The organism is Lonsdalea britannica (assembly GCF_002111595.1).
GTDB lineage: Bacteria > Pseudomonadota > Gammaproteobacteria > Enterobacterales > Enterobacteriaceae > Lonsdalea > Lonsdalea britannica.
In genome coordinates, this window is record NZ_LUTN01000008.1 from 82,422 (window position 1) to 101,220 (window position 18,799).

Annotated in this window: 18 protein-coding genes, 1 other RNA gene and 1 pseudogene; 11 read left to right on the plus strand and 9 right to left on the minus strand. The window is 56.2% G+C overall.

What is annotated here, in order from left to right:
* Positions 1-189 precede the first annotated feature (189 nt).
* Both elbB and mtgA read left to right on the plus strand, forming a co-directional pair.
* Positions 190-843, plus strand: a complete 654-nt coding sequence (gene elbB, locus AU509_RS08705) for an isoprenoid biosynthesis glyoxalase ElbB (RefSeq protein WP_094118175.1) — start codon at positions 190-192, stop codon at positions 841-843.
* Positions 840-1,573 (plus strand): annotated as a pseudogene (gene mtgA / locus AU509_RS08710) (monofunctional biosynthetic peptidoglycan transglycosylase). Before elbB ends, mtgA begins: the two are co-directional and overlap by 4 nt.
* A 315-nt stretch (positions 1,574-1,888) precedes the next feature.
* Here mtgA and dolP read toward each other — a convergent pair.
* Genes dolP through AU509_RS08730 form a run of 4 tightly spaced genes read right to left on the minus strand, consistent with a single transcriptional unit; the run spans position 1,889 to position 5,470 of the window.
* Positions 1,889-2,464 carry a division/outer membrane stress-associated lipid-binding lipoprotein gene (gene dolP / locus AU509_RS08715; RefSeq protein ID WP_094118155.1) on the minus strand — a complete coding sequence of 192 codons (576 nt, stop codon included), beginning with the start codon at positions 2,462-2,464 and terminating at the stop codon, positions 1,889-1,891.
* 10 nt (positions 2,465-2,474) lie between these two features.
* On the minus strand, positions 2,475-3,065 hold the full coding sequence (gene diaA / locus AU509_RS08720; protein WP_026740721.1) for a DnaA initiator-associating protein DiaA: 591 nt from the start codon (positions 3,063-3,065) through the stop codon (positions 2,475-2,477).
* A gap of 39 nt (positions 3,066-3,104) precedes the next feature.
* Positions 3,105-3,461, minus strand: coding sequence for a YraN family protein (locus tag AU509_RS08725; protein WP_244201039.1), 357 nt, complete (start codon positions 3,459-3,461; stop codon positions 3,105-3,107).
* Positions 3,458-5,470, minus strand: coding sequence for a penicillin-binding protein activator (locus AU509_RS08730; RefSeq protein ID WP_094118156.1), 2,013 nt, complete (start codon positions 5,468-5,470; stop codon positions 3,458-3,460). The genes AU509_RS08725 and AU509_RS08730 overlap by 4 nt, the downstream gene beginning before the upstream one ends.
* A 60-nt stretch (positions 5,471-5,530) precedes the next feature.
* Between AU509_RS08730 and rsmI the strand changes: the two genes are divergently transcribed.
* From rsmI to ygiD, 3 genes are all read left to right on the plus strand, one after another.
* Complete coding sequence (gene rsmI, locus AU509_RS08735) at positions 5,531-6,397, plus strand: 16S rRNA (cytidine(1402)-2'-O)-methyltransferase (RefSeq protein ID WP_085651037.1); 867 nt, start codon at positions 5,531-5,533, stop codon at positions 6,395-6,397.
* Positions 6,398-6,443: 46 nt separating this feature from the next.
* Positions 6,444-6,822: RNase P RNA component class A (gene rnpB, locus AU509_RS08740), an RNA gene on the plus strand.
* A 200-nt stretch (positions 6,823-7,022) separates the two neighbouring features.
* Positions 7,023-7,805 carry a 4,5-DOPA-extradiol-dioxygenase gene (gene ygiD, locus AU509_RS08745; protein ID WP_085651036.1) on the plus strand — a complete coding sequence of 261 codons (783 nt, stop codon included), beginning with the start codon at positions 7,023-7,025 and terminating at the stop codon, positions 7,803-7,805.
* A gap of 65 nt (positions 7,806-7,870) precedes the next feature.
* Here ygiD and AU509_RS08750 read toward each other — a convergent pair whose 3' ends face one another.
* The 4 genes from AU509_RS08750 to tolC form a co-directional block, all read right to left on the minus strand.
* A complete protein-coding gene (locus AU509_RS08750) occupies positions 7,871-8,425 on the minus strand; it encodes a tetratricopeptide repeat protein (protein WP_085651035.1) in 555 nt (184 codons plus the stop codon).
* 224 nt (positions 8,426-8,649) lie between these two features.
* Positions 8,650-9,810 (minus strand): glutathionylspermidine synthase family protein, encoded by a 1,161-nt coding sequence (locus AU509_RS08755; RefSeq protein WP_085651034.1) that lies wholly within the window; start codon positions 9,808-9,810, stop codon positions 8,650-8,652.
* A gap of 12 nt (positions 9,811-9,822) precedes the next feature.
* The gene (locus AU509_RS08760; RefSeq protein WP_094118157.1) at positions 9,823-10,536 is read right to left on the minus strand and encodes a DUF1190 family protein; all 714 of its coding nucleotides are present in this window, start codon (positions 10,534-10,536) and stop codon (positions 9,823-9,825) included.
* A 246-nt stretch (positions 10,537-10,782) separates the two neighbouring features.
* Positions 10,783-12,171 (minus strand): outer membrane channel protein TolC, encoded by a 1,389-nt coding sequence (gene tolC / locus AU509_RS08765; protein ID WP_094118158.1) that lies wholly within the window; start codon positions 12,169-12,171, stop codon positions 10,783-10,785.
* A gap of 358 nt (positions 12,172-12,529) precedes the next feature.
* On the opposite strand from tolC, the gene nudF reads away from it, so the two are divergent.
* The 6 genes from nudF to AU509_RS08795 all read left to right on the plus strand — a co-directional run bounded on the left by nudF (position 12,530) and on the right by AU509_RS08795 (position 17,957).
* On the plus strand, positions 12,530-13,162 hold the full coding sequence (gene nudF / locus AU509_RS08770; RefSeq protein WP_026740731.1) for an ADP-ribose diphosphatase: 633 nt from the start codon (positions 12,530-12,532) through the stop codon (positions 13,160-13,162).
* Between the two features lie 4 nt (positions 13,163-13,166).
* Positions 13,167-13,589: a DUF1249 family protein gene (locus AU509_RS08775; RefSeq protein ID WP_026744045.1), complete on the plus strand. Its 423-nt coding sequence runs from the start codon at positions 13,167-13,169 to the stop codon at positions 13,587-13,589.
* Between the two features lie 27 nt (positions 13,590-13,616).
* On the plus strand, positions 13,617-14,444 hold the full coding sequence (cpdA, locus tag AU509_RS08780) for a 3',5'-cyclic-AMP phosphodiesterase (RefSeq protein WP_094118159.1): 828 nt from the start codon (positions 13,617-13,619) through the stop codon (positions 14,442-14,444).
* Positions 14,444-15,025, plus strand: coding sequence for an esterase YqiA (gene yqiA / locus AU509_RS08785; RefSeq protein WP_085651030.1), 582 nt, complete (start codon positions 14,444-14,446; stop codon positions 15,023-15,025). Before cpdA ends, yqiA begins: the two co-directional genes overlap by 1 nt.
* Positions 15,026-15,142: 117 nt before the next feature.
* On the plus strand, positions 15,143-17,038 hold the full coding sequence (gene parE, locus AU509_RS08790) for a DNA topoisomerase IV subunit B (RefSeq protein ID WP_085651029.1): 1,896 nt from the start codon (positions 15,143-15,145) through the stop codon (positions 17,036-17,038).
* 22 nt (positions 17,039-17,060) lie between these two features.
* Positions 17,061-17,957, plus strand: coding sequence for a LysR substrate-binding domain-containing protein (locus AU509_RS08795; protein WP_094118160.1), 897 nt, complete (start codon positions 17,061-17,063; stop codon positions 17,955-17,957).
* A 35-nt stretch (positions 17,958-17,992) separates the two neighbouring features.
* On the opposite strand, the gene AU509_RS08800 is transcribed toward AU509_RS08795, so the two are convergent.
* Positions 17,993-18,574: an NAD(P)H-dependent oxidoreductase gene (locus AU509_RS08800; protein ID WP_085651027.1), complete on the minus strand. Its 582-nt coding sequence runs from the start codon at positions 18,572-18,574 to the stop codon at positions 17,993-17,995.
* Positions 18,575-18,799: the final 225 nt, after the last annotated feature.

Here is an 18,799-nt window from a genome sequence, read left to right on the forward strand (position 1 = left end):
ACTGGTACACCTGCAATTGATTTCAGGTTTGTTAGCTCGCAAGTGTGGTAAGTACATTTCAGGTAACTGACAACCTATCAAAATGCCGTTGCTCGTTACGAGTATCATTAAAATGTGTGGTGTAGATTAGTATTAGTGTTTGTCAATTAAAAAATCAATTAGTTGATGTAATGAAATGAGGACTTAATGATGAAAAAAGTCGGTGTCGTACTCAGCGGATGCGGTGTTTATGATGGTTCAGAAATCCACGAAGCTGTCTTGACTCTACTTGCAATAGACCGTGCCGGAGCCGAAGCTATCTGCTTTGCACCGGACAAAGATCAGCTGCATGTCGTCAATCATCTTAGCGGCCAAGTGACTGATGAAAAGCGTAATGTTCTTGCGGAATCAGCGCGGATCGCACGGGGTAAAATACAGCCTCTTTCCACGGCTGACGCGGAACAGCTTGATGCGTTGATTGTTCCCGGTGGTTTCGGCGCGGCAAAAAATTTAAGCGATTTTGCGACCCGTGGAAGCGAGTGCCAGGTCGACGAAGAATTAAAAATACTCACTCAGGAAATTTATAAGAAAAGCAAACCAATTGGCTTTATTTGCATCTCCCCGGCGATGTTGCCGAGACTGCTGGGTCTTCCTGTCAGACTTACAATTGGTAACGATATTGATACAGCGGAAGCCATCGAAACGATGGGGGGAATGCATGTCACTTGTCCGGTTGACGACATTGTCGTGGATGCCGAACACAAGGTCGTGACGACGCCTGCCTACATGCTGGCGAATTCCATCGGCGAGGCGGCTCAGGGGATTGAGAAACTGGTTGCCCATGTTTTGGAATTGACTGAATGAAATCAGGCCGAGCCCTAAGTCATTTTTCGAGTCGTTTGAAACGCACGATCGTCCGGGTCATCGTGGTCGTGTTGGGAGTCTGGCTGCTGGCGATTGCGCTATTTTCCTTCCTGCCGGTTCCCTTTTCGGCGGTGATGATCGATCGTCAGGTCAGCGCATGGCTGCGAGGTGACTTTTCCTATGTCGCTCATTCCGACTGGGTCTCGATGGATGAGATCGCCTATGTCATGCCGCTGGCGGTGATCGCGGCGGAAGACCAAAAGTTTCCACAACATTGGGGTTTTGACCTCGATGCGATCGATGCCGCCTTACGGCATAACGAGGAGAATGAAGGACGCATCCGCGGAGCTTCCACCTTGTCTCAGCAAACGGTCAAAAATTTGCTGTTGTGGGATGGACGCAGCTGGGTACGCAAAGGACTTGAGGCCGGCCTGACGACGGTCATGGAGCTGGCGTGGACCAAGCGTCGAATTCTGACCGTTTACCTGAATATTGTGGAGTTTGGCCCTGGGATCTTCGGCGTAGAAGAGCCTCCCGGCATTTTTTCCACAAGTCGGCGAGCCGGTTGACCGCCAGCGAGGCGGCGCTGCTGGCTTCCGTATTACCTAATCCCATTCGCTTTCGCGTCGACAGACCCTCGGGTTATGTGGCTCGCCGTCAGCAGTGGGTGCTTCGTCAAATGAGCCAGATAGGCGGCGAAGCTTTCATTAAAAACAACAAGTTACGATAGTGCTACGGTTCTGTTTCTAAAATTCCCGGCGCTTGTTGCCGGGTTGTTCAATTCGTACAGCATAGTCCGCGTCGAGAGGGTCAAAAAAAACAATAGCCAAGCTAATGTATTAGCAAATTCAGCATGATGTTCTGACATTTTGCCGCGTTGACAGGCAATATCGCGAGGCCATCGATAGAGTGTAAAACAGGGTTATTTTGCCATCGGTATAGCAGGTATGAAGGGCTAGCGGGCGGTGAGGTGGGATTAAGATGGGGCTAGGACGTCCTGAGCCCGCCGTTAAGGCGGGTCAGGTCTGTTCATGAAGGGGACGGCTTATTCCAGATAGGTAAACGCCGTGGTGACGTGTTTGACGCCGCTGACTTTGCTAGCGATTTCCGCCGCAGCAGTTCCCTCGCGACGAGTCACCAGTCCTAACAGGAAGACTTCGTTGTTTTCCGTGGTCACTTTGACGTTAGAGGACTTGACCTGATCGCTGGCAAGTAGCTGAGAACGTACTTTGGTGGTGATCCAGGTATCCATCGAGGCGGTACCCAGGCTAATTGGCGTTCCCTGACGGATTTCGTTGTACACCTCCGTCGTACCTTCCACACCCAGCGCAATCTGTTTGGCGCGGCTGGACAGCTCCGCATTCGGCGATTGGCCGGTCAACAACACCTTGCCTTGGTATACCGTTGCGATGATGCGGGCTTCCTTGCTCAACTGCTGGTCTTTTGCCAACGTATTGGAAACGCGCATTTCCAGCGTACCATCATCAACCTGAGTCCCTACCGTACGGGGATCGGTCGCGGTTTTGGTCGCGACGGCTGCGCTACCGATAGCGACCGCGCCGATACAACCTTGTAGCAGCAGAGCGGCAGACAGCACGGCAATGCAAGAATATATCCTCATGAGGTACTCCTTAATCGTTCTGGTGTGGGAAGAGCGTGTTGTCTATCAGATCGCACAAGCAGTTCACAGTCAACATGTGCATTTCCTGAATACGAGCGCTGCGGTGCGACGGGATGCGAATCTCCACATCCTGTTGTCCCAGCAGACCCGCGAGTTCGCCGCCATCGTAGCCGGTTAACGCAACGATGGTCATGTCACGCGTTACCGCGGCCTCTACCGCTTTTACAATGTCGCGGCTGTTTCCGTGTGTGGATATCGCCAGGAGGATATCCCCTGTTTGTCCCAAGGCCCGGACCTGTTTTGCATAGATCTCCTCGTGCAACCGGTCATTCGAAATTGCCGTCAGCACCACATTGTCGGCGTTCAGCGCGATCGCGGGCAGGCTGGGACGCTCCGTCTCGAAACGGTTAATCATGTTAGCGGCAAAATGCTGGGCGTTGGCGGCGGAAGTCCCGTTCCCGCAACTCAGGATTTTGTTGCCGTTCAGCAAAGATTGCACCATTGCGACGGCTGCCCGCGAGATCGCATCCGGCAAAGCTTCAGCCGCGGCGATCTGGGTTTGGATGCTCTCGGTAAAACAGACTTTAATTCTATCCAGCACGTTTGGGTAACCTATTCTTTTGTTTTCGGAATTAACCAATTATTCCTGATTGGCGAACGCGTTCGGCAACCACTCAAGCTGGTCGCCGGTGATAGCCAATACGTCGAAACGACAGTCGGTATGTTCGAAGCCGCCGCCTTGACGCGATAGCCACATAGCGGCTGCCTGCAGTAATCTTTGCTGCTTGCGTCGGGTCACGCTGGCGGCTGCGCCGCCAAAGTCCGCATTGCGTCGGTAGCGAACTTCAACGAACACCCATATCGGGCCGTCGCGCATGATCAAGTCCAGCTCGCCGCCGCGCAGCGTCACGTTGCCCGCGACAAACGTCAGGCCCGCGCGCTCAAGATAGCGCCGAGCCTGTCGTTCGTAATCGTTTCCGGTTTCTCGCGTCTTCAGGATGCCGGCACCAGCTGTCCCTGGCGGAACTGCAGCCAGGTGAGTTTGCGGTTCACGACGCAATCCGGCGTGGCGCTCAGTTGCCCTGTCGAACCCTCCAGATGATAGCCCGGCTGTTGACGTAGCGAGGAGAAGTTGTTCGCCAGCGTCCAGGCGTCCATCCCCATGGCAAACAGGCGAACCAGCGAATAGTCGTTGCGGAACTGGCTGGTTGTCTGCTGCATCAGCGATGGGTTAGCGCCCGTCAGCAGCGGAATATCGCTAAACTGCAGCCCTTCCATCTCCAGGCGGAAATCGGGGCCCAGACCGGCCTGATTGCTGCGAGAGCTGGCATAGAGCGCGGCACGAACGCGTGATTTGTTGCGCAGGTCGATCATGGGTTTGATTAATGACAGCTCGTCCGGTGTGGCGATGATATAAACCGCGTCCACGCCGCCTGCACTGATGCTGGCGGGCGATGGGGGCACCTGAGCTGGAATATTCAGGCCGTCGATAGTGGTGCCTGACGGAGGTTGAGATGCTGCTTCAGTGACAATCGGCTGGCCGCTAAGAGTAATACCCGCGCCGTTATTGATGGCTTGCTTCAGTTCGGCGGTGCCGCCGATGCGCTGTTGCAACGGCGCGGCGCCCCCCTGTTGCTGCCAGGCGGCGGCGAAAGCGGCTGTAACGCGATCGCCCAAACTACCGCGCGGGGCCAAAACCAGCGGCTGCTGTTTGCCTTGACTGTGGATGAATTGCGCGGCATCCCGAGCTTCATCCTCTGGTGACAATGCGAAATAGCAGATATTCGGGCTAGGCTGGACGTGCTCCGGTTGATTGAGGGCCAGCACTTGCAGCGTGGTTTGCGTCGCCGGTAATTGCTCTACGTCATTTTTAAGCAGCGGCCCCACAATCATGGTGGCCCCGTCTTTCTGCGCCTGAGCAATGACGTTGGCCAACTGCTGGCCAGTCGTATCGTAGACCTTCACCGCCACGTTGCTGGACGTTGGGGCCGGTGATGGCGTTGTGGCTGCGGTCGCCGGTTGTTCCTGCGTCGGCGTGGTAGGCGCCTGAGAGTCGGTTGCGGCGGCCGTCGCGTCTCCCGGCGCAGGGGCCGTCGGAGCGATTGCTGGCGTTTGCGCTGGCGCGTTTTGCGTGGCCTGACCGTCTCGCGCTGCGCTGAAACCGGCCTGAATGGCTTTCGAATAGACCTGAGCTTGACCGTTTAACGGCAACAACAGAGCAATACCGCCGGAAGTCGACAGATCCGGCCCGGTCCCCTGCGGCTGCGTCAACGCCGTCGGCAGCGTTTTAGCGGCCGGATGATGCGGATAGCGCGTTTGCCAGTCGGCAATCGCCGTTTTCAGCTCGGCAGGCGCGGCGGTTTTGCTCTGATAGGTCGTCAGCAGGTCGAGCCAGCCCGCCAGCGTATTTTCGTCGGCGTTGATCGCGACGGAACTGAGAGTCTGTGGGCTAAGACGCGCGAGCGCAGACCAGGTCAGATCGATATTGCGCTGATGGGCAGCGCCCTGCAACTGCGGTTCTTGTGCGATGTAAGCACGGATCAGGGTCAGCGACGGCTGTGCCTGATTAGCGCTAATCAATGCCTGGTAGTACCGCTCTTGCTGTTGGCTGGATAGCGTTTTGACATCCATCTGGGACAACGTGCTGTTGGCGGCGTTCATATCATTGCGGGCGACCGCCAGTTCTGCGTTCAGCAGACGCTGTTCAAGCTGTTGTCTGTCGTTGAGCGCCGCGGGCAGGGCGCTCCACTGCGCGTTGGCCTGGAGCAGCTTGCCTTCCTGGATCAGGGCACGAATAGCAAGTAATTGCCAGTCAGCCTTGTTATCATCCCCGCCTTGCTGCACCTGCTGCAGGTAATAATCAGATGTGGCGCCGGCCTTTACCGCCACCTGCTGGTTAGACGGACTTTGGGGCGCCTGGCTTGGACAGCCCGCGAGAAATAGTGCCGCCAACATGACAGGAATGACACGGCCTGTATGGGCGCGGACAGAATTTAAGGGAAGCATACTGTATCCAGTGATAAATTCAGAGATGCTCAATATTAAATCGGCAACCCGGATGAAACAATGAAACAAGACCAACAAGCAGAGATTTCTGCCTCTACCCTTTACATTGTCCCGACGCCTATCGGCAACCTGGGAGACATCACTCAGCGTGCGTTGGACGTTTTGAAAAGCGTCGATCTCATTGCGGCAGAGGATACTCGCCATACCGGTTTATTGTTACAGCATTTCGCGATTAATGCGCGGCTGTTCGCACTGCACGATCACAATGAACAACAAAAAGCAGAGCAACTGCTAAGCCGTTTGCAAAGTGGGATGAGCGTGGCGCTGGTGTCTGACGCCGGAACGCCGTTGATTAACGATCCGGGTTATCACGTGGTGAGACTGTGCCGTGAAGCGGGGGTGCGCGTCGTGCCGTTGCCGGGCGCGTGTGCGGCGATTGCCGCGCTTTCCGCCGCCGGGCTGGCGTCGGACCGTTTCTGTTATGAAGGATTCCTACCGGCAAAAACCAAGGCGAGAAAAGACACGCTGCAGGCGATGTTGGAAGAACCGCGAACGCTGATTTACTACGAGTCCACGCACCGATTGCTGGATAGCCTGCGCGATATGGTCGCCGTGCTGGGGCCGCAGCGTTATGTCGTGCTGGCGCGTGAACTCACCAAAACCTGGGAGTCCATCTATGGCGCGCCGGTGGCCGAGCTGCTGGCGTGGGTCGAAGAGGACGAAAACCGTCGCAAAGGCGAAATGGTGCTCATCGTTGAAGGGTATCACCGCGACGACAGCGCGTTGCCCGCAGAAGCGCTGCGAACGCTGGCGCTGCTGCAAGCCGAGCTTCCCCTGAAAAAGGCGGCGGCGTTGGCGGCCGAGATCCACGGTGTGAAAAAGAACGCCTTGTACCGTCATGCGCTGGAGCAAGACGGGGAAAAGTGAGCCAACGGGGATGACAAGGGCCGCGATTTGCCCTATCATCCGCGCCGGAGTTGACCAGACAGTCGCCGCTTCGTTGCCGTCCCTTTCGGGGGAGACAGATGGAGGGGAGGAAAGTCCGGGCTCCATAGGGCAGGGTGCCAGGTAACGCCTGGGGGGCGCAAGCCCACGACAAGTGCAACAGAGAGCAAACCGCCGATGGCCCGCGTAAGCGGGATCAGGTAAGGGTGAAAGGGTGCGGTAAGAGCGCACCGCGCGGCTGGCAACAGACCGTGGCATGGTAAACTCCACCCGGAGCAAGGCCAAATAGGGGTTCACATGGTACGGCCCGTACTGAACCCGGGTAGGCTGCTTGAGCCAGTGAGCGATTGCTGGCCTAGATGAATGACTGTCCACGACAGAACCCGGCTTAACGGTCAACTCCCTCACTTTCGACCGGCGTGTTGCTGATGCAATGCGCCGGTTTTTTTATGTCTGCTCTATCCCATCTCATAGCTCGCTTGTGAGGGTATTAATTCAAATTTTTTGACGCTTTTGGTCATGCTTATCCGACTGTTTTCCCACGGTCTGGGGCGTAGAGTAGCGGCTATGCACTTACGCTATTTCCACGCTAATCAAAGGTACTGTTATGAACGTTTCCCGGATGCCCGCGCTTTTCCTCGGTCATGGTAGCCCTATGAACGTGCTGGAAGACAATATCTACACGGAGACCTGGCGGACTCTGGGTGAGACGTTGCCCCGGCCGAAAGCGATAGTGGCCGTTTCCGCCCATTGGTTTACCCGCGGCACCGCAGTGACGGCGATGGATGCGCCGCGTACGATCCATGATTTCGGCGGTTTTCCACAGGCGCTTTTCGATATCCAATATCCGGCTCCGGGATCTCCGGCGCTTGCCCGACAAATTCAGCAACTGTTGGCGCCGGTAAAGGTGCATCTCGACGAACATGAATGGGGACTGGATCACGGCAGTTGGGGCGTCTTAATCAAAGCTTTCCCGCAGGCGGAGATCCCGGTGGTGCAGTTGAGCGTCGATGGTACGCAGCCGGCGGAGTATCACTACCAGCTAGGGCGGAGTTTGTCCGCGCTGCGCGATCAGGGGGTGATGATTGTCGCCAGCGGCAACGTCGTTCACAATCTGCGTCAGGTGAAGTGGGAAGGGGACACGACACCCTATTCCTGGGCCAGCGCCTTTAACCAGTTTGTCCGCGACAACCTGACTTATTGCGGCGACGATCACCCGCTGGTGAACTTCATGCAGCACCCGGATGCGGCGCTGGCTAATCCGTCGCCGGATCACTATCTGCCGCTACTGTATGTTTTAGGCAGTCGACGGGATAAAGAGCCGGTGTCGATACCGATCGACGGTATCGAAATGGGCTCTCTTAGCATGCTGTCGGTGCAAGTGGGCTGACGATATCGAACGCAGGAACGCCGAATGAGCGGTTCTGCGCACCTTCCCGCCGCATTACGTCGATTTTAGGGGGCCAAGTGTCCGTCAATGAACGCGATCATTTTGTCGGCGCCCTCTTTCAACTGCGGCGTGGCATCCGGGTTGTTTAAGGCTTTTTCCGCCCACAGCCTGGCCTGCTCAAAATCTCTCGGCAGTTGCGGATGTTTGCTCAATACGACGGACATCAGCAGTTGCGCGGGAGCAAAACCGGCTTCAGCCGACTTTTTCAGGTATATCAGCCCGCTTTCCGGATCGTTTTCATTGGGCATTCTGCCAAGATAAATTTTGCTCAGTCGAAATTGCGCCCGCACGTCGTTGGCGTCCGCTTCTTGCTTTAACCATTCAATGCCTTCCGCCCGGTATGGCGGCCAGTTACTACGCAGCAGCTGATCCGTGAGCTGATGTCGGTCTTTTTCGCTGCCGTTCTCTGCCTTTTCTCTCAATGTTTTGAGCTGGAGTTCTTCCTGAGTGATTTCCTGTGCTAAAGAGTGGGGCGTCGTTTCTTGCGCGTCGGGTTCGCTTTGTGCGTACGAGGCCGTATGAAGACCCAACAGGAGTGCCATCACTAGCGTTTTTTTCATGATCTTCCCTTGTGTTCAATTCCATCAAAAAATCAAAACAGCCCCATCGAGATGAATCGGGTCATCAATGATGTCTACTGCGGCTGGATAAGATATTTAACCAAATGGAGACGTTTTCAAAGGGAGAATAAAAGGGAGAAAATGATTTTCTTGCTGAGAACATGAAACGCAGCGGGTAAAAAGCGGGAACGCAGACGGCGAGGAGAACGCCGTCTGCAAAGGCGTTAATCCAGAATAATGTGCGGATAAAAACGCGATAAGTCCTGTGTAATCAGAGATTTGTCTTCTCGCAAACCGATGCCGCAGGCTTTGTCGCCGACCAGCCAGCTGCCGATCAGCGTGTAGCTGTCGCCGAATTTCGGCAGCGGATGATACTGCTGCACGATGTTGCCCTCTTCGCCGTAGGGACCGTCGGCAGAGGCGATTTTCTGGCCGTTTTGGACAATGTCGATGTTCGCGCCTTCACGTGAAAATAGCGGTTTCACGACATAGTTTTCCATCGCCGGATGATCGTCTTCCGCAAAGTAGGCGGGAAGCAGGTTCGGATGATTGGGGAACATTTGCCAAAGCAGCGGCAGCAGCGCCTTATTGGAGATAATGCTCTTCCATCCGGGCTCCAGCCAGCGCACGCCTGCGTCCGCCAGCTTGGTGGAAAACGTTTCCCGCAGCATAAATTCCCACGGATAGAGCTTGAACAGATTACTGATGACCTGATCTTGCGGATCGGTAAACTGACCGCGTTCACCCAGACCGATTTCGTCAATGTAGAGAAAATCCGTCGCGATGCCGGCTTCCTCTGCGCAATCCTGCAGATATTGCACGGTGCCGCGATCTTCTTCGGTGTCCTGACAGCAGGTGAAGTGCAGCAGCCCAAAGCCATGCTGCTGACGCAGCTCGGCGAAACGCTCAATCAGCTGCTCCTGAATGCTGTTGAACTGATCGGCGTTTTGCGGCAGTTTTCCGGCGTTGATCTGATCTTCCAGCCAGCCCCATTGGAAGAACGCCGCCTCATAGAGCGAGGTGGGCGTGTCGGCGTTGTTTTCCAGCAGCTTCGCCGGATTGACGCCGTCATAGACCAGATCCAGTCGGGAATATAACGCGGGTTGCTGGCTTTTCCATGATTCACGCACGAAATCCCAGGTGTGTTTGGGGATACGAAATCGGGTTAGCAGCGCTTCGCTGTTGACGACTTTATCCACCACCTGCAGGCACATTTGGTTCAGCTCTTCCGTCGTCGACTCCAGCTCTTCGATTTGGGCCAGCGTGAACTGATAGCAGGCGTTTTCGCACCAGTAGGGTTCGTCATACATCGTATGGAAATTGAAGCCGAATTCGGCGGCTTTTTCACGCCAGTCAGGGCGTTCCGCTATCGCGATTCTTTTCATTGTGTCTGAGCCTTACCCACCCATCGAACTGTGGCTACGATAACTTGAACCCGAACGGGAAGAGGAGTTGTCTCGCTCTTTTCTCAACTGCTGCTGTTGTCGGTTAATGGACTCGCCGAAGCCGCCTCGCATCGTCGTGGTGGTGGTCGCGGGTTTGGGCGTCATCGCGGTTTTAGGTACGGTGATCGTACGGCCGGTTGTTGCGCTGCCATAGCTTTTGCCGCTCGCGTCGACGAACTGACCGTTCGCCGGGCTGGCCGCGGAACGCGGGCTGAACAGCGGCTGCTGAGCATATCCGCCGCCGCCCATCATGCGGCCCATCATGTAGCCCGCCATCAACGGCATCCAGAAACTGCCGCTTTCGTGCGGCTGCGCCGTCATGCCAGCCTGGGCAGGTGCGTTTTGATTCGATGCGGTGGTCGCGGGCGTCTGCGTACACTGCGCTTCGCCGAATTCAGCGACGCAATCTTCCTGACTCCGGTACTTCGGCGCGGTCTTCTCGGCTTCTTTCAGTGCGTTGTTATAGGTTGTGGTGCACTGGTCTTTCATGGACGGGTTAGCGCGAGAACAGTCGTCTGCATTCTGATAGAGGGACACGGTTTCATCCGTCTTTTCGCAGCCAGCCAGCATAAGTATGGAGCCAATGGCCAGCGTCAGCGGCGCCAGAGGAAAGCGACGCCAGCTTTTACGGAAGCGATCATAGTTGATGTTACGTGTTCTTTTCATTGTGTGGTGTCTTCCCGAGGAAAAGGGCATCTTGCCCAACATAACAGTAAAGGTTTGTAGAATAGGTGAACGGCTTGGGTTTTAAAAGCGAGGCACGAGTGGGCGTGGGCTTTTTTACGCAGCTATACAATTCGCGTTGAAAGAAATTCTCGCGCTGAAAGAAATCTGCGGTGAGGGGAGCCGTCGTTGAATGATGCGGCGGAAGCACGTTCGCGCCGCATCATGTCAGACGTTGAAAAAAAGCGATCAGTTGCCGGCGGCGAAAACGGTCCGGGTACTGTCGTCTGCGGTCGGCGCCGGTGTCGTCGATACCGGTTTGCCCAACGAGGCGTTCAGCGCGCGCAGATCGTTTTCATTCAACGTTCCCAGCGCATATTTCAAGTTCAGCTCATTAATCAGGTAGTCGTAACGAGCGCTGGAGAGCTGCTGTTTCGCGTTATACAGCGTTGTTGTCGCGTCAAGAACGTCAACGATGGTACGTGTTCCGACCTGATAACCCGCTTCCATGGCGTCCAAAGAACTTTGCGCGGACACGACGGCCTGCTTATAGGCGGCGATGCTGCTAATGGACGCGGCAATGTTGTTGTGAGACGAACGCAGCGTCTGAATCATGCTGCGGTGCGCGCTCTCCAGATCTTCGCTGGCGGCCACATAGCTGTGCTGCGCCTGTTTGACCTGAGAGTTTGTCGCGCCTCCGCTGTACAGCGGCAGGGAGAAGCTCAGGCCGACCTGATGCTGTCCGATATCGCTGTCGTTGTAGCTGCCTTCCGACGCGCGTGACCCGGAATAACGGGTGTTGCTAACGCCGGTAGAGGCGGATAAATCCAGCGTCGGCATGTAGCCGGTCTGCGCCGAACGAATTTGCTCGCGAGCCAAATCCTGGCTTAAACGCGAGGACAACAGGCTCAGGTTGCGGCTTTCCGCCGTTTTCATCAGCGTATTGATAGGCTCGGGTTTTTGAGCGGTGAAGTTGGCGGTATTCACGCTGGCCAGTTCCGGATAGACGTTTCCGGTAACCTGACGCAGGACTTCCATATAGTTGTCCAGCGCATTGCGGGCGGTGACTTCGCTTGCCAGCACGCTGTCATACTGCGCTCGGGCGTTCTGCACATCGGTAATGGCGACCAAACCGACGTTGTAGCGCTGAGTGGTTTGATCCAGTTCGCGATAAATAGACGCTTTTTGAGCGGTGACATACGACAGCGAATCAATCGCTCGCAGCACGTTGAAATAAGCGGTGGCGGAGTTCAGCAACAGCGTTTGCTGCGCGGTCTGATAGGTGACGTCTTCGATGCCGGCTTGTTTTTCCTGCAGCGTCAGCGCGCGCCATTTGGACATATCGAACAGGGTTTGCGTCAGCTGCAGCGAAGCGCTCTTCACGTTGTTATTCACGTCTTTGCTGTCACGGAAACCGCTGGTATAGGTATAATCCGCACCCAGACCCAGCTGCGGCAACAAGGGAGAACGCGCTTCGTTGATTTTCTCAAAGGCGGCGTCACGAGTCGCTGCAGAACTGCGTAAATCGGGGTTTGTCGTTTTAGCCTGCTGATAAATCTGTAACAGATCTTCCGCCTGGCTCATGAAGCTGAAGCCGCTCAGACCCAAGCCGATAAGAAGAGGGAGCAATTTCTTCATTTGCATTCCTTGTTGTGCAGCAAAGTTGCTATGGTAGCGCCATCTGAAGACGATTAGTTGCCGATTCTAGCAGAATCTTACAATAAGATGAGGTGGCTGAATGTGCCATCCTGCGGCGACATCCGCGCCCTGACGCATTTTATCGACCGTCATAAAGTGGGGAAAATCCCCGTTAATGCGTTCGGTGCGGCCAAAAGGCGGTGAACATACATTCTTCGTTTCTGGCGGTTGCGTTGTCTTGACGATAACGTCGGGCGTCAGGTTTGGGTCAATATCGTTTCAATCGCCGGTGACTCCGGCCAACATCCCCAGCAGCAATATACACTGAGATTACGAGACATATCACAGGAGTACAAAGATGGCGTCTTCAAAGACTCGTCCCTTCACCTTCACCAAAGACGATGTTGAAATTATTGCACGTGAAACGCTGTACAAAGGTTTTTTTTCGCTGGATCGCTACCGTTATCGTCATCGACTGTTCAAGGGCGGTATGAGCGGCGAAGTCAGTCGTGAGATTCTCGAACGTGGTCATGCGGTCGTGTTGCTGCCATACGACCCGGTGCGGGACGAAGTGGTGTTGATCGAACAGATTCGTATTGCTGCCTACGATACCAGTGATTCGCCGTGGCTGTTTGAGCTGGTCGCTGGCATTATTGATCCCGGCGAAAGCCATGAAGACGTCGCGCGGCGAGAAGCGCAGGAAGAAGCGGGTTTGACTGTCGGACGTTGCCGCGAAGTGCTCAGCTATCTGGCCAGTCCGGGCGGCACCAGCGAGCGCCTGACCATTATGGTTGGTGAAGTGGATACCCGTACCGCACAGGGCGTGCACGGGCTGGCCGAGGAAAACGAAGACATTCGCGTTCAGGTGGTCAGCCGCGAACAGAGCTATCGCTGGGTCGAAGAGGGAGTGATTGATAACGCGGCCTCAGTCATTGCCTTGCAATGGCTGGCGTTGCACCATGAAAAACTGAAAACTGAGTGGGTGGACTGAATTGATGAAACGTTATACTCCCGACTTTCCCGAAATGATGCGGCTGTGCGAAATGAATTTTGCGCAGTTGCGCCGTCTGCTGCCGCGTCAGGATGAGGTGGGTGAAAAAGTGGAGTATCACGTGCAGCAGGCTCGCTATCGTTTAACGATTCTTGAGTCTACCCGTTATACCTCGCTGGTGGAGATCCAACAGATTGCGCCAGCGGTAAGCTACTGGAGCCTGCCGACGCTGGTTGTGCGGCTCTACCACGATGCGATGGTCGCGGAAGTGTGTTCCAGTCAGCAGATCTTTCGCTTTAAGGCACGTTATGATTACCCCAATAAAAAGCTACACCAACGTGACGAAAAGCATCAAATCAATCAGTTCCTTGCTGATTGGCTAAAATACTGTTTAGCGTATGGTTCGATGTCGGTTCCGGTTTATTAGGCAGATTTCACAGACCAAGGACACCATTTGGAAAGCCTGTTGACACTTCCTGTGGCGCGTGGGGCCAGAGTCAGGATTTTACAGATAACAGATACCCACCTGTTTGCTGGCAAGCAGGAAACCCTGCTTGGTGTGGATACCTATCGCAGTTACCACACGGTGCTGGAAGCTATCGCCACACGGCAATACGACGTTGACCTGATCACCGCCACGGGCGATCTGGCGCAGGACCACTCGCTGACGGCGTATGAACATTTCGCTGAGGGGATCCGCCGCTTTGACGCCCCCTGTGTCTGGCTACCCGGCAATCACGATTTCCAACCGGCGATGGTGGATGCGCTGGCGCTGGCCGGCATCGCGCCCTCCAAGCATGTGCTGTTAGGGGAAAACTGGCAGGTGATCTTGCTGGACAGCCAGGTGTTCGGCGTACCGCATGGCGAGCTGAGCGAGTATCAGCTGGAGTGGCTGGAACGGATACTGAGCAGCCATCCTGAACGTTTTACCCTGCTGATGTTGCACCATCACCCCTTGCCTTCGGGCTGTACCTGGCTTGACCAACACAGCCTGCGCAACGCTCACAGTCTGGATGCCGTCCTGTCCCGCTACCCCAACGTCAATACGGTGCTTTGCGGGCATATTCATCAGGAATTGGATCTGGACTGGCACGGTCGACGCCTGCTGGCGACGCCCTCCACCTGCGTGCAGTTCAAGCCGCATTGCACCAACTTCACGATAGACAGCGTCGCTCCCGGCTGGCGTTATCTGGAATTATTGCCGGACGGCGGCGTTGAAACGCAGGTGGTTCGTCTGGAAGGCAATGCTTTTCTGCCTGATATGGATTCGGACGGTTACTGATGCCTACCTTGCTTTATCTCCACGGTTTCAACAGTTCGCCCTATTCGGCGAAGGCGACGGCGCTGGGCCGCTGGCTGGCCGAACACCATCCCGACATCGACATGATCGTTCCCCAACTGCCCGCCTATCCGGCGGAAGCGGCCGAGCTGATGGAGAATCTGGTCATGGAGCGCGCCGGTCGGCCGCTGGGCATTGTGGGCTCCTCGTTAGGCGGATATTACGCTACCTGGTTGTCGCAATGCTTCCTGCTGCCCGCGGTGGTGGTGAACCCCGCCGTCAGGCCGTTCGAGCTGTTGATCGATCATTTGGGCCCCCAGCACAATCCCTACACCGATGAGCAATATGTGCTAGAGTCTCGGCACGTTTACGACCTTAAAACCATGCAGGTCGAACCGCTGGAATCCCCGGATCTGCTTTGGTGCCTGCTGCAAACCGGCGATGAGCTCCTGGACTACCGGCAGGCCGTGGCCTATTACACCGCCTGTCGTCAGACGGTGGAGTCCGGCGGCAATCACGCGTTTATGGGATTTGAGCACTTTTTTGCGCCTATCGTTGATTTTCTGGGGCTGACCAGGCGCTGACCGCCATGACGTTGATGGCGGTGAACGGGCCGGAGCAACAGCGCAGGGGGCCCGTCATCCGAGTGCCGGTTGCACGACGTCATATCATTTCAAACAACGACTTAACTCATTCAAACCATGACACAATCAAGTTATAACGCTGACGCCATTGAAGTCCTCAGCGGACTGGAGCCGGTGCGCCGTCGTCCAGGTATGTACACGGATACCTCCCGCCCGAACCACCTGGGACAAGAAGTGATCGATAACAGCGTCGATGAAGCGCTGGCCGGTCATGCTCGTCGCATCGAGGTGATTCTGCATGCCGACCAATCGCTCGAAGTCATTGACGACGGCCGCGGAATGCCGGTCGATATCCACCCGGAAGAAGGGGTGCCTGCGGTCGAGCTCATCCTGTGTCGTCTGCATGCAGGCGGCAAATTCTCCAACAAAAGCTATCAGTTCTCCGGCGGTTTGCACGGCGTGGGGATCTCGGTGGTCAACGCCTTGTCCACGCGTGTCGAAGTGACCGTCCGCCGCGGCGGCGAAGTCTACGATATGGCGTTTGAGAACGGCGACAAAGTGCAAGATCTGACGGTCACCGGCACCTGCGGTCGCCGCAACACCGGTACGCGCGTTCATTTCTGGCCTGACGGCAGCTTCTTCGACAGCCCGCGCTTCTCCGTTTCCCGACTGACGCATCTGCTGAAAGCCAAAGCGGTACTGTGTCCGGGCGTGGAAATCATCTTCAAAGACGGCGTCAATAAGACCGAGCAGCGCTGGTGCTACCAGGACGGGCTGAACGACTATCTTTGCGAAGCGGTCAACGGCCTGCCGACGCTGCCGGAGAAACCGTTCACCGGCGCCATCACGGGCGAGAGCGAGGCGGTGGAGTGGGCGTTACTGTGGTTGCCGGAAGGCGGAGAGCTGCTGACGGAAAGCTACGTTAACCTGATCCCGACCCTGCAGGGCGGTACGCACGTCAACGGCCTGCGTCAGGGACTGTTGGACGCCATGCGCGAGTTTTGCGAATTCCGCAACATTTTGCCGCGCGGCGTGAAGCTGAGCGCGGATGATATTTGGGAGCGCTGCGCCTACGTCCTGTCCGTGAAAATGCAGGATCCGCAGTTCGCCGGACAGACCAAAGAGCGTCTGTCGTCACGCCAATGTGCGGGCTTCGTTTCCGGCGTCGTCAAAGACGCTTTCAGCCTGTGGCTGAACCAGAACGTTCAGGCGGCCGAACAATTGGCGGAAATGGCGATCTCCAGCGCCCAGCGACGTCTGCGCGCCGCCAAGAAAGTGGTGCGTAAAAAGCTGACCAGCGGACCGGCGCTGCCGGGCAAGCTGGCGGACTGTACGGCGCAGGATCTGAACAAAACCGAACTGTTTCTGGTGGAAGGGGACTCCGCGGGCGGCTCTGCCAAACAGGCGCGTGACCGTGAATATCAGGCGATTATGCCGCTCAAGGGCAAGATCCTGAATACCTGGGAAGTCTCTTCTGACGAGGTGCTGGCGTCGCAGGAAGTTCACGATATCTCCGTGGCGATCGGCATCGATCCGGATAGCGAAGATCTGAGCCAGCTGCGTTACGGTAAAGTGTGCATTCTGGCGGATGCCGACTCGGATGGCCTGCATATCGCGACGCTGCTGTGCGCGCTGTTTGTCCGACACTTCCGTTCGCTGGTTGCGGGGGGGCATGTGTATGTGGCGATGCCGCCTTTGTACCGTATCGACCTCGGCAAAGAAGTGCATTACGCGCTGGATGAAGAAGAAAAGAACAGCATTCTGGAACGCCTCAAACGCAAAAAAGGCAAGCCCAACGTTCAGCGCTTCAAAGGGCTGGGCGAAATGAACCCGCTGCAGCTGCGTGAAACGACGTTGGACCCGAACACGCGCCGTCTGGTGCAGTTGACCATCGGCGAAGACGATGTCGAAAAGACGATGGCGACGATGGATATGCTGCTGGCGAAGAAGCGCTCGGAAGATCGCCGCAACTGGTTGCAGGAGAAAGGCGATGAAGCGGAAATTGAGGTCTGACTGCTAACGCAGTGATACGCCAATGAAAGTCACGCTGGAAGAAATGCAGGCGTTTGTCGTGGTGGCGGACAGCGGTTCCTTCACCGCCGCCGCCGACCAACTGGGGCAAACCACCTCCGGTATCAGCCGGGCGTTAAGCCGGCTGGAAAACAAGCTCGGCGTGACGCTGCTGCACCGCACGACGCGACGGCTGGTCTTGTCCGAGGAAGGCCAGCTGTTTTTAGTGCATGCGCGCGGCGTCATCCAGGCGGTCGAGCATGCGGAAGAGGCGCTGGCGCTATCCCGCGAGCAGCCCTGCGGCCGTTTGCGGATTAATGCCGCCACCACCTTTATGCAGCACGTGATCGTGCCCCTCATCCCTGAATTTCGTCGCCGTTATCCGCACATCGTCCTGGAGCTGAATACGGATGATGTCTTTATCGATCTGCTTGAACAGCATACCGATATCGCCATCCGCATCGGCGCGCTGAGGGATTCTACGATTCACGCCCGGCGGCTCGGTGCCAGTCAGGTCAGAGTCCTGGCTAGTCCGGACTATGTGCGGCGGCATGGCGTGCCGCGCTCGGTGGAAGCGCTGAATGAGCATACGCTGCTGGGGTTCACGCAGTCAGAAAGCTTAAATCAGTGGCCGCTGCGGCACGCGGGCGGAGAGTTCTTCACGATCACGCCGACCATCTCGGCGTCTAACGGCGAGATGCTGCGGCAGCTGGCGCTGCGGGGAGAGGGCATTACCCGGCTGTCTGACTTTATGACCTGCGAGGACTTGGCGGCGGGGCGACTAGTGCAGATCCTGCCGGAGCACACGGTCGATACGCGCCTGCCGGTGAATGCGGTGTATTACCGTACGCACTCGTTAGCGGGAAGAATCGCCTGCTTTCTTGATTTTCTAAGTGAAAAGATGGCGCAGCACCCGCTATAACCTGGACACAGGAGCGAGGGCCGCGCCGATGAGGGTTAGTCGAAGATTTTTTCCAGGTGTTCGCGGTAACGGGCAATATCGCCATCAATATCGGGCTGTTTGATGACGTCGTTACAGATGAACGTCGGCAGTGCGGCCAGTCCGATGAACTCGTTGGCTTTGTGGAACGGCAGGTAGACGCCATCCACGCCGACGCCGTGGAAGAACTGATCTTTGTCGGTGAAGGCTTCCAGCGGCGCGTTCCAGGTCAGAGACAACATATAGGTTTTGCCTTGCAGCAAGCCGCCTGAGCCATATTTTTTACTGTCGTCGGAACGGGTGCGGCCGTCGCTGGCATACAGCGAGCCGTGACCTTCGGTAAAGACTTCATCGATATACTTTTTCAGCGTCCACGGTGCGCCCATCCACCAGCCGGGCATCTGATAGATGATGGTGTCGGCCCACAGGTAATTTTGGACTTCCTGCTGGATATCGTAACCCTCGTCTATCTTGATAACGCGGACGTCATAGCCTTTTTCGCGCAGGAAGCTGGCCGCCACGTCTGACATCGTGTCGTTCAGCTGTCCTTTGGAATGGGCAAAAGCCTTGCCCGCATTGATAAGCAGAATGTTATGCATAGCCGATATCTCACCTTCGATGAGTCATAAATGAATAGAGAGACAGTGTACTCAGCGGCGTCGGGGAGAAAAATGTGCAATGGCGCACAACACTCTTGACTGAACAGCAACAATCACAGAGAAATGCCCCCATGCGGCGGTCGTATCGGGCTACTGTGACAGTCAGCCACAAGTTGCGGTACTATCGCGGGCAGCTTCTATCACACTGACGGGGTTGTTCTGTTT